The 10,396-nt window shown below is 70.0% G+C and carries 9 protein-coding genes; 4 read left to right on the plus strand and 5 right to left on the minus strand.

Translation table 11 applies throughout. The features are described from left to right. A partial coding sequence (locus QK444_RS24020; RefSeq protein ID WP_282783915.1) for a DoxX family protein occupies positions 1 to 777 on the minus strand: 777 nt, incomplete at its 3' end. Positions 778 to 902: 125 nt separating this feature from the next. Here QK444_RS24020 and QK444_RS24025 point away from each other — a divergent pair. Further along, the gene (locus QK444_RS24025; protein ID WP_282783917.1) at positions 903 to 2,057 is read left to right on the plus strand and encodes a PQQ-dependent sugar dehydrogenase; all 1,155 of its coding nucleotides are present in this window, start codon (positions 903 to 905) and stop codon (positions 2,055 to 2,057) included. A 19-nt stretch (positions 2,058 to 2,076) separates the two neighbouring features. Here QK444_RS24025 and gatB read toward each other — a convergent pair whose 3' ends face one another. From gatB to QK444_RS24045, 4 genes are read right to left on the minus strand one after another with little or no spacing between them, the layout of a single operon-like run. After that, positions 2,077 to 3,591: an Asp-tRNA(Asn)/Glu-tRNA(Gln) amidotransferase subunit GatB gene (gene gatB, locus QK444_RS24030; protein ID WP_282783919.1), complete on the minus strand. Its 1,515-nt coding sequence runs from the start codon at positions 3,589 to 3,591 to the stop codon at positions 2,077 to 2,079. A 57-nt stretch (positions 3,592 to 3,648) separates the two neighbouring features. Next, on the minus strand, positions 3,649 to 6,144 hold the full coding sequence (locus QK444_RS24035) for an ABC transporter permease (protein ID WP_282783921.1): 2,496 nt from the start codon (positions 6,142 to 6,144) through the stop codon (positions 3,649 to 3,651). Further along, positions 6,141 to 6,911 (minus strand): ABC transporter ATP-binding protein, encoded by a 771-nt coding sequence (locus tag QK444_RS24040; RefSeq protein ID WP_282783924.1) that lies wholly within the window; start codon positions 6,909 to 6,911, stop codon positions 6,141 to 6,143. The genes QK444_RS24035 and QK444_RS24040 overlap by 4 nt, the downstream gene beginning before the upstream one ends. 35 nt (positions 6,912 to 6,946) lie before the next feature. Further along, complete coding sequence (locus QK444_RS24045) at positions 6,947 to 7,276, minus strand: hypothetical protein (protein WP_282783926.1); 330 nt, start codon at positions 7,274 to 7,276, stop codon at positions 6,947 to 6,949. A gap of 156 nt (positions 7,277 to 7,432) precedes the next feature. Here QK444_RS24045 and QK444_RS24050 point away from each other — a divergent pair, with 156 nt between their 5' ends. The 3 genes from QK444_RS24050 to QK444_RS24060 all read left to right on the plus strand — a co-directional run. Further along, positions 7,433 to 8,812: a histidine kinase gene (locus tag QK444_RS24050; RefSeq protein ID WP_282783928.1), complete on the plus strand. Its 1,380-nt coding sequence runs from the start codon at positions 7,433 to 7,435 to the stop codon at positions 8,810 to 8,812. Continuing rightward, on the plus strand, positions 8,809 to 9,495 hold the full coding sequence (locus tag QK444_RS24055; RefSeq protein WP_039816207.1) for a response regulator transcription factor: 687 nt from the start codon (positions 8,809 to 8,811) through the stop codon (positions 9,493 to 9,495). Before QK444_RS24050 ends, QK444_RS24055 begins: the two co-directional genes overlap by 4 nt. Before the next feature lie 51 nt (positions 9,496 to 9,546). Further along, a partial coding sequence (locus QK444_RS24060; RefSeq protein ID WP_282783930.1) for a serine/threonine-protein kinase occupies positions 9,547 to 10,396 on the plus strand: 850 nt, incomplete at its 3' end.

Genomic DNA, 10,396 nt, shown 5'->3' on the forward strand with positions numbered 1-10,396 from the left:
GGCGGGTGGGCGGTCCAGGGACAGTCGCCCGGGGCCGGTGAGGATGATGACGGCGGCCGCGCCCGCGAGCACGGTCTCCAGTTCGACGGCGCTGGCCTCGGCCTTGTACTGGAAGCCCGGGATCATGCCCTGCTTCCACAGCCAGGCGTCCAGGATCACCGCGAGCACCGCGCCCGCGGCCAGCGGGGTGCCGAGCCCGAGGACCAGCAGGATGCCGCCGCCGAGTTCGCCGACGATGAGGAAGGCCGCGCCGATGTCGGCCTGGTCCCAGCCGCCCTGTTCGAGCATGTCGCGGGTGCCCTCCAGACCGGGGCCGTGGAACCAGCCGGTCAGCTTCTGCAGGCCGTGGTAGATGAAGGTGCCGCCGACCACCAGGCGCAACAGCAGCAGACCGAGGTCCAGGGTGCCGCGGCGATCGTCGCGGCGACGCAGCCGACCGTTCTCCGGCGAGGTCGGGGCCGGAGGGATGCTCGCGAACGCGTAGGAGGGTGCGTCCGGGTCGGGAGCGGCTCCGGGGGCGGCGACTCCGGGAGCGGGGGCGTCGGCGGCGATCGGGGTGGTGTCGCCGTTCTCCACCTGCGCGCGCGTCGGCACGTCGGGGTCGAGACCCAGGTCCTCGTCGGTGCGGGGAATCTCCTTGGTGAGGTTCGGCCCGGCCGTGTCGATCTGCTCGGTCGGACTGTCGAAGGGGCTGCGCACCGGCGTCCCCGGCCGCTGCGCGGGTTCGGGTTCGGGTTGCCCCGCCGCGGTGGACGGATCGTTCGGCTTGTCGGTCACGCGGGTCAGGGTATGCGCCCCGAGCCCTCGACGCGCGGTGGATCGCGGGCGTGTCCTGCGGATGTTTCACATACAGACCACCCCCGTACGAGCGTGCGCGGCGGTATTTCCGTAACGTCTCCAGCATGAGTTTGGTTGCCGGAGGGCGAGTCAGGGGCCGCGCGGGGAGGCTCGCGGTCGGTCTCGTGGTCGGCGTGACGCTGCTGGCCGGGTGTGCCCGCTTCGACGAGTCCGCGTCGAGCCCGTTCACTCCCGAACCGTCCTGGCAGGACGCCGATCTCGGCCCGACCGACAAGCAGGCGCCCACCTCGGCGCAGCGCCCCGCCGGGCCGTGTGTCGATCCCGACCCGAATGTGGTGATCTCCTGCCTCGGGGTCACGGGCGGGATCGTCGTCCTGGGTGACGGCACCTCGATCGTGTTGGATCGCACGGATCTCGAGGTGCTGACCCTGCTGCCGCCGGTGGGTCCCAGCGAGGTGCCGCCGCCTCCGGCGAAGGAGCAGCGGATCGACCAGGAGATCGACACCGGCACCGCGGACGGCGGGCTCATGGATATCGCGCTCTCACCGTCCTACTACGAGGACGGGCTGTATTACTTGTACGTCACCGGCCCCGGTGACAATCGGGTGATCCGGGTGTCCGAGGACGGTTCGGTGAAGCCGATCCTCACCGGTATCCCCAAGGGCGCGACCGGCAATCGGGGCGCCATCGATTTCGCGGGCGGGGACCTGATGGTGCTCACCGGCAATGCGGGCAACCCCGCCGCCGCCGACGATCCGAATTCGCTCGCGGGCAAACTGCTGCGGGTGCCGAATCCGTCCCCGAACAGCAGCGTCCCCGAGGTAGTCATCTCCGGTATCGGCATCGCGGGTGATGTGTGCGTCGGCCCGCAGAGCATCTGGGTCACCGACCGCACCGCCGTCGAGGACCGCCTCCAGCACGTCACCCCCGAGGGCGACGTGACCAGGGCGTGGTCATGGCCCGACCGTCCGGGCGTGGCGGGCTGCGCGGCCGCCGCCGACGGTGTCGCCATCGCCATGACCGACGCCAAGGCGGTGGCCTTCGCCAAGGCCGATCCGGCCACCCACGCCATCACCGAGGCGCCCACGCTGACCATGCAGGACCGCTACGGCCGCCTCAACGGCGCGGCGCTCGGTCCGGACGGCGCGGTCTGGGTCGGCACCGTCAACAAGGGTGAGGGCGGTACCCCCGGCGAATACGACGACCGTGTGGTCCGGGTGCCGCCGCCGGCGGGTGGGCCGGGCAGCGGGCCGGACTGATCTTCGTCTGTCCCGGGGGCTACCCGGCGACGCCGCAGGCCGCGAGGACCAGTTCGCGGACGCGGGCGGCGTCGGCCTGGCCGCGGGTGGCCTTCATGACGTCGCCGACCACCTTGCCCGCCGCCTGGACCTTGCCGGAGCGGATCTTGTCGGCGATATCGGGGTTGGCGGCGAGGGCCTTGTCGACCTCGGCTTGGAGGGCGGAGTCGTCGCTGACCATGCCCAGGCCCTTGGATTCGACGATCTGGGCGGGTTCGCCCTCGCCGTCGAGGACGAAGTCGACGACCTGCTTGGCGACCTTGTTGTTGATGGTCTTGGCCTCGACCAGCCCGGCCACCTCGGCGACCTGCTTCGGGGTGATGGGCAGATCCTCGAGGGCGACGCCGCGGTCCTTGGCCTTCTCGGTGAGGTAGGCGACCCACCAGGAGCGGGCGGCGTCCACCGAGGAGCCGGCGTCGACGGTGGCGATGATGAGGTCCAGCGCGCCCGCGTTGATCAGGTCCCGGAACACCTCGTCGGACAGCCCCCAGTCGGCCTGGATGCGGGCGCGCCGCAGCCACGGGTACTCCGGGATGGTTGCGCGCAGCTCCTCCACCCAGGCGGCGTCGGGTGCGATGGGCTCCAGGTCCGGCTCCGGGAAGTAGCGGTAGTCCTCGGCGGTCTCCTTCACCCGGCCCGACGAGGTGGAACCGTCGGTCTCGTGGAAGTGCCGGGTCTCCTGGATGATGGTGCCGCCGCCGGCGAGCACGGCCGCCTGCCGCCGCATCTCGTAGCGCACCGCCACCTCGACGCTGCGCAGCGAGTTCACGTTCTTGGTCTCGGTGCGGGTGCCGAACTCCTGCGCGCCCTTGGGCATCAGCGACACGTTCGCGTCGCAGCGCAGCGAGCCCTGCTCCATCTTCACGTCGGAGACGTCCAGGGCCTTCAGCAGATCCCGCAGCGCGGTGACGTAGGCGCGCGCCACCTCGGGCGCCCGCTCCCCCGCCCCGGTGATGGGCTTGGTGACGATCTCGATGAGCGGCACGCCCGCGCGGTTGTAGTCCAGCAGCGAGTGCGAGGCGCCGTGGATGCGGCCGGTGGCGCCGCCGACGTGCACCGACTTGCCGGTGTCCTCCTCCATGTGCGCCCGCTCGATGTCCACCCGGAAGATGGAGCCGTCGTCGAGCACCACGTCGAGGTAGCCGTCGGTGGCGATGGGTTCGTCGTACTGGCTGATCTGGTAGTTCTTCGGCTGATCCGGGTAGAAGTAGTTCTTGCGCGCGAACCGCCCCCACGGCGTGATGGAGCAGTTCAGCGCCAACCCGATCCGGATCGCCGATTCCACCGCCTTCTGATTGACGACGGGCAGCGAACCGGGCAGTCCGAGGCACACCGGGCACACCTGGGTATTCGGCTCCGCACCGAATTCGGTCGGGCAACCGCAGAACATTTTGGTCGCGGTGCCCAGCTCGACGTGCACCTCCATGCCCAGCACCGGCTCGTACCGGTCGATGACATCGGCGTAGTCCATCAAGTCCACCGTGGGTGCGCTCATGACGATCAGTCTATGTAAGGCCGGTCGGCGGTATTCACGCACCGTGGGCGGGTGGATTCAGTCGGCCGCGATGGCCTCCACGATGGGCAGGCGGGCGGCGCGGACGGCGGGCGGGATGGAGCCCAGCAGCGCCAGCAGCAACGCGACCACGGCGTAGACGAGCAGCAGCGGGCTGGGCTGATAGGCCACGTCCAAGGACAGCGAGTTGGTCATGGCGAGGGTGGCCAGGTAGTGCACGGCCGCGCCCACCGCCAGACCGATGGCCGCGCCCACCACCCCGATGCCCGCCGCCTCGGTGAGGACGGTGCGGAGCAGGAAGCGGCGGCTGGTGCCCATGGCGCGCAGCACCCCGAGTTCGCGGCGGCGTTCCAGCACCGAGAGCATGAGGGTGTTGAGCAGGGCGATGGTGGAGACCGCCACCACGATCCACAGGATGGAGGTGCTCAGCGAGGTGCCCTGGCGGACGCTGCCGGCGATGGCCGCGACGGCGTCCGGTCCGGTCTCGACATGGATCTCGGGCGGCACGGCCGCGCGAATGGCCGCGAAGACCTGGTCCGGATCGGCGTCGGGCAGGAAGTCGACGCCGATGATGGTCTCACCGGGCCGCTGGTACCACTGGCGCAGGATGTCGAGGTCCAGGATCACCGCACCGGCGACGGCGGAGAAGTACGGAATCACCTCCAGCACCTCGACCCGCCGCACGCCGCTGGGTGTCGGCAGTTCGAGGGTGGACCCGCGCTGCACCGCCAATGTCCGTGCCACGTCGCGGGATACGACGACGCCTTCCCCGGCGGCCATGCGCCGCAGGGTGTCCGCGCTCAACGCCGCCGTCGCGGCCTGGCGGCCTTGCCCCTCCTCGAAGGCCTGCAACATCACTCGCCCGCCGCCGAGGGTGGCGAAGGCCATCTGTCCCGACCCGACCCCCGCCACGCCGGGAACAGCGGCGATCTTCGCCTTCAGGTCCGCGGGCAGGATCGGCCCGGTGGGGAACTGCTCCATGGCCGTCGGGCTGATGAACACGTCGGTGACGCCGAGCCCCTCGAAACTCTCGGTCGCCGAATCGGCCATATTGCGGGTGGCGTTGCCGATGGCCACCACCGCGGTGACGCCGATCATGACGGTCATGGCGGTCGCCCACACCCGGCGCGGCGCCCGTTCGACGGTGGTGGCCCCCAGTGCCCCGGGTGCGCCGAACAGCCGCGCGACGGCGGCGGCGGCGCGCACGATCGGCCCGGTGGCGGCGAAGCAGAACATGACCGCGCCGGCGATCGCCATGGAGACCGCGGCCATGGAGATCCGGCCCAGATCGGCCGTGGCGATGACGATGGCGGCCACCACCAGCGCCGTGCCCACTACCACAGCGCCCCAGCGCAATACCGGGTTCGTGGTGTCGGCGCTGGACGTGCCGACCGGGGCCAAGGCCTCGATCGGCGCCACCTTGTACACCTGGCGCGCGGCCAGCGCGGCGGCGGCGACGCTGGCCACCACACAGGCCGCTACGGCCACCGACACGGCGTAGCCGGGCAGGATGAACTCGGTCCGGGCCTCGAAGGAGTTGAGCATGGCCGCGGGCAGCCGGTGAATGGCGATGCGCCCCATGAACACGCCGACCACCGCGCCGACCAGCCCGCCGATCAGTCCCAGCAGCGCCGATTCCGCGATCAGATCGCGCACCATGGGCGTACGGCGGCCGCCGATGGCGCGCAGCAGCGACAGCATCGGACGACGCTGCGCCACGGCCATACTCATGGCGTTGTAGATCAGGAACGACGACACGATGAGCGCGGCGGCCGAGGAGGCCAGCGTCGCCAGGGTGACCACCTGCACGGCGCCGCCCGCCTGCGCCGCGCGCATACTCGGATCGGCGACCACGGCGCGCCCGTCCACCACCTCGGTGAGGTTCGAACGCAGCTGTGCCACATCGGCATCGGGGGCGGCGAGGATCTGGATGGAGTCCAGCCGCCCGGCCCGGTCGGTGATCTGCTGTGCCACCAGGAGCAGCGCGACCACCAGGTGCCCGTCGTTGAGTGTGCGCGCGGCCGGATCGTCGAGCACCCCGGCGACGGTGACGGTGGTACCGCCGATGCCGAAGGTCTCCCCCTCCGCATAACCCATGCCGGTCCCGACCAGCACGCCGTTGCGGACGGTCGGCAGCTTGGCCGCCTGTTCGCGCAGCGGCCCGTCCAGATCGCTGCCCAATGCGGAGGCGCTGGCGTCCGCGCCGATGAGCAGGGCGCGGTCCCCGCCCGCCCCGATGGGGGCGCGCAGCATGGGGACCGCGGTGCCCACCCCGGCCACCGCCCGAACCTCTTGCAGCAGCGACTGTTCGAATCCGGCGTCGGTGATGCCGCTGATCTCCAGCACGGCATCACCGGAGAGGCTGCGCGCGAGCCGGTCCACCGATCCGGTGATGGAGCCGGAGATGCTGAACACCGACACCAGCAGCCCGGCCGATACGCCCATCACGATCATGGACATGACGGTGCGCCCCCGATGTGCGAGCAGTTCACCGATATTGAACAGCCGCAGCCGATCCCACCCCGCACGTATCACGGACGCACCGCCTGGGCGGGCTCGGAGCCGTCCTCGCTCAGCGATGCGGTGAGTTCCACCGGTACCGTGCGCACCTCGCCGTTCTCGGTGTGCTCGACCAGTTCATTGGAGCCGATCTTCCCGTCCCGCAGGGTGATCAGCCGGTCGCAGTAGCGCACCGCACCCATGTCGTGGGTGACCATGACCACGGAGTTGCCCTGCCGGGTGATGTCGCCGAGCAGTTCCAGGATGGACGCCCCGGTCTTGGAATCCAGGTTGCCGGTGGGCTCGTCGGCCAGGATCAGCGGCGGGTCCATGATGAGCGCGCGCGCCACCGCGACCCGCTGCATCTGCCCGCCGGACAGTTCCGCGGGCCGGTGTTCGGCGCGGTCGGCCAGTCCCACCAGCTCCAGCAGTTCCAGGGCGCGCGGCTTGGCCTTGCGCAGTCCGGTGCCGTCCAACAGCTTCGGAATGGCGACATTCTCCCAGGCCGACAGCGTGGGCAGCAGGTTGAAGAACTGGAAGACGAAACCGACACGGTGCCTGCGGAATTCGGACTGCCGATCGTCGTCGAGGCCGCCGATCTCCTGGTCCTGGAAGCGGATGGATCCGGAATCGGGGGAATCGAGGGCACCCAGCATGTGCAGCAGGGTGCTCTTGCCGGAGCCGGACGGGCCGATGATGGCGGTGAACTCCCCCGGTTCGATACGCAGGCTGATGCCGTCCAGCGCGCGTACCGTCTGTTCACCCACCCGGTACTCCTTGGTGACGTCGGTCAGTTCCAGCATGTGCTTCCCCTCATCGGAAATAACGTCGATCGCCCTCAGCTCGCGAGTGCGCGGTCTCGCGGCCGGCCGATCAGGTGGTCGGTGTCGTAGGTGTCCAGGACGGCGCGCAGCGCGGGCTGTTCGGAGGCCAGTTCGAGGTAGACGTCGACCGCCGATTTCCCCTCCGTCAGCGCGTTGTCGAGTTTCGCGTGCAGGTGGTTCTCCCAGCGGTACCGCAGTGCCAGCAGCACCCCGGCTGGTCCGCCGAAGAGGCGTTCCATATCCGGCAGTCCATGAAAGAGCTTGGGATCAGCCGGATTTCGCGCCGCTCGGTCGAGTACGGCGTGCAGGATATCCGTGCGAGCGTGGTGGTCTGCCCAAGTCATGGCCCCAACCTTTCGTTCTCGAGATCTCACACGCTACGTACCGGGCTCTGTGCTGTCTTCGTGCCGCGGACCCGAATCGCTCTCCTACCGGGGTAGGAGACAGAGCCCACTCGACGAAGGATGCACACGAACGATCCGGGCAATTAGCCTTACAGGATGAACGTGACCGACGCCACGTCACGGTTCGCCGGGGCCGCCTGGCGTGACCTGCGGGAGACTGCGCGCGACAGCCGCGCGCGGGCCCGCCGGTTCCTGCGCGATCCGGTACGCGAATTCCAGCGCAATGTGGCGGAGCTGCCCTACGACTATCCGGCGGCCACGATCATGCTGCTGGATGTGGTGCTGCTGGTGGCGGCCACCATCGCCATGATTCAGCGGCACGAGTACTTCCCGAGCCTGCTGCCGCTGGTGGCCATGGGACTCACGTACGTGACCGGCCCGCTGTACGCGTTCTTCGGGATGGTGCCGAAACCGGTCATGATCGGCGGTCTGGCCATGGTCGCCACGGCATTGTTCCTGACGCAGCCGGTGGAGAACGATATCTCGCCGCTGATCCTGATCCTGGCCGCGGGCGAGGTCGCCGCCATCACCCCGGCACTGGTGAGTGTGCCGCTCACTCTCGTCATGCTGGGGCAGCTCGCCTTCTTCGCCCGGATCGGCCATCTCGATGGTGCGCTCCAGTACAGCGCGGGTGTGGTGTGCGGCTGGATGACCGGGCGGATGCTGCAGTACCAGAGCCGCTTCACTCGCCAGGAGCGCGAAACCCAGGAGGTGCGCACCGCGCGGGCCGCCGACGAGGAACGCGGCCGCATCGCGCGGGAGGTGCACGATGTGATCGCGCATTCGCTGTCCATCACGCTGCTGCACGTCACCGCCGCCCGCCACGCGCTGCAAACCGACCGCGACGTGGACGAGGCCGTGGACGCCCTCGCCGACGCCGAGCGTCTGGGCCGCCAGGCCATGGCCGATATCCGCCGCACGGTCGGGCTGCTCGACCAGCGGCCCTCCCGCACCACCCCGGAACCCGGCCTGGACGATATCGCCGAGCTGGTGGGCGACTTCGTCCGCGCCGGAATGGCGGTGGACTACGAACTCGAGGGCGATCCGGCGACCGTGAGCGCGGGGCTGGGACTGGCGCTGTACCGGATCAGCCAGGAGTCGCTGGCCAATGTCGCCAAACACGCGCCGGGCGCGCGGGCGCGTATCCGGATCATGGTGGACGACCGGGGCATCACCGTCTCCGTGCACAACACGCTGCCCGCCGGGGTGGCCGCCCGGCCGGGCAACGGCATGGGCGTCCGGGGTATGCGACAGCGCGCCGAACTCCTCGGCGGGATGCTGTCGGCCGGACCCGAGGCGGGCGGCTGGCAGGTGCGGGCGCGCATTCCCCTGTCCGGCAGGCCGGTCGACGGCTGTGTCGTCATCAATGCCGCGAGTACCGCCGAGGATTCGCTGAAATCCATGTTCCAGAACATGACCCGCAAATTGCAGGAGGGCCGCGCCGACTCGGCGCGGGAGAGCCAGGAGGGCGTGTGAGCACGCAGCCGGAGGACGAGCCGACCGCGGTACTCGTCGTCGACGATCAGGAGCTGGTGCGTGGTGGCCTGCGCCGAATCCTGCGCCGCCGTGACGGTTTCGTGGTGAGCGAATGTGCGGACGGGGACGAGGTGCCCGCCGCGGTGGCCGCGCATCGCCCGCAGGTGGTGCTGATGGATCTGCGCATGAAGCGCATCGACGGCATCGAGGCCACCCGCACCCTGCGCCAATCGGCCGACGCCCCACCGGTGCTGGTGCTCACCACCTTCGACGACGATCAGCTGCTGTCCGGTGCGCTGCGCGCGGGCGCGGCGGGGTTCATCCTCAAGGATTCCCCCGCCGAGGATCTGATCCGCGCGGTGCGCACCGTCGCGGCGGGCGGCGCCTGGCTCGACCCCACCGTCACCCCGCGCGTGCTCACCGCCTACCGGTCGGCCCGTCCCACCCCGTCCCCGGCCGCCACCCGGCTCGGCGATCTCACCGCGCGCGAACTCGAGGTGCTCGAGCTCATCGGCCGCGGCCGCCTCAACGCCGAGATCGCGCATGCCCTGGGCATCTCCGAGGTGACCGTGAAGAGCCATGTGGGACACATCTTCGGCAAGCTCGGGCTGCGGGACCGGGCCGCGGCCATCGTCTTCGCGTTTGACCAGGGTGTGGTCGCCCCAGGAGAATCCAATCTCTGACGGATGGGTCGCGGCCGCCGCGCCCCGTCCCAGAGTTGGAGGTTGGACGGGGTGGATGCACCGCCATCGCGGGCCGGGAGCAGGTTCGGGCCGTACGAGTTGCGCTCGCTGCTGGGCAGGGGAGGGATGGGTGAGGTCTACGAGGCCTACGACACCGGGAAGGACCGGGTGGTCGCGCTCAAGCTGCTGCCGTCCGAACTCGCCGCGGATCCCTCCTACCAGGAACGATTCCGCCGGGAGTCGCAGGCGGCGGCGAGATTGGCCGAGCCGCACATCATTCCGATCCACGACTGGGGCGAGATCGACGGTGTGCTGTACATCGATATGCGGCTGGTGCGCGGCCGGGATCTGCGCTCCCTGCTGAACCAGTTCGACACCCTGCCGCCCGCCCGGGTGGTCGGCATTCTCGAGCAGGTCGCGGCGGCCTTGGACGCCGCGCACTATTCGGGTCTGGTGCACCGGGATGTCAAGCCCGCCAATATTCTGGTCACGGAGGCGGATTTCGCCTATCTGGCCGATTTCGGCATTGCCCGTGCGGAGGGTGACAGCACCGTCACCACGGCGACCTCGGCCGTCGGCTCCTATGCCTATATGGCCCCGGAACGCTTCGATGACGGTCCGGTCACCGGTCGCGCCGATATCTACTCGCTGGGCTGCGTCCTGCACGAGGCGCTCACCGGCACCCGACCGTTCCCGGCGCAGAATATGAGTGAGCTGGTCCGGGCGCATCTGTCGCAGTCGCCGCCCGCGGCATCGCACCTGCGGCCCGGCATTCCGCCGGGGCTGGATGCCGTGATCGCCCGCGCCATGGCCAAGAATCCCGCCGACCGGTTCTATACCGCGGGCGAATTCGCCGCGGCCGCGCGCAACGCGCTGATCGGCGGACCGGTCGCGACACCGC

This window comes from Nocardia sp. CC201C, from assembly GCF_030010695.1.
In the GTDB taxonomy this organism is placed as follows: Bacteria; Actinomycetota; Actinomycetes; order Mycobacteriales; family Mycobacteriaceae; genus Nocardia; species Nocardia otitidiscaviarum.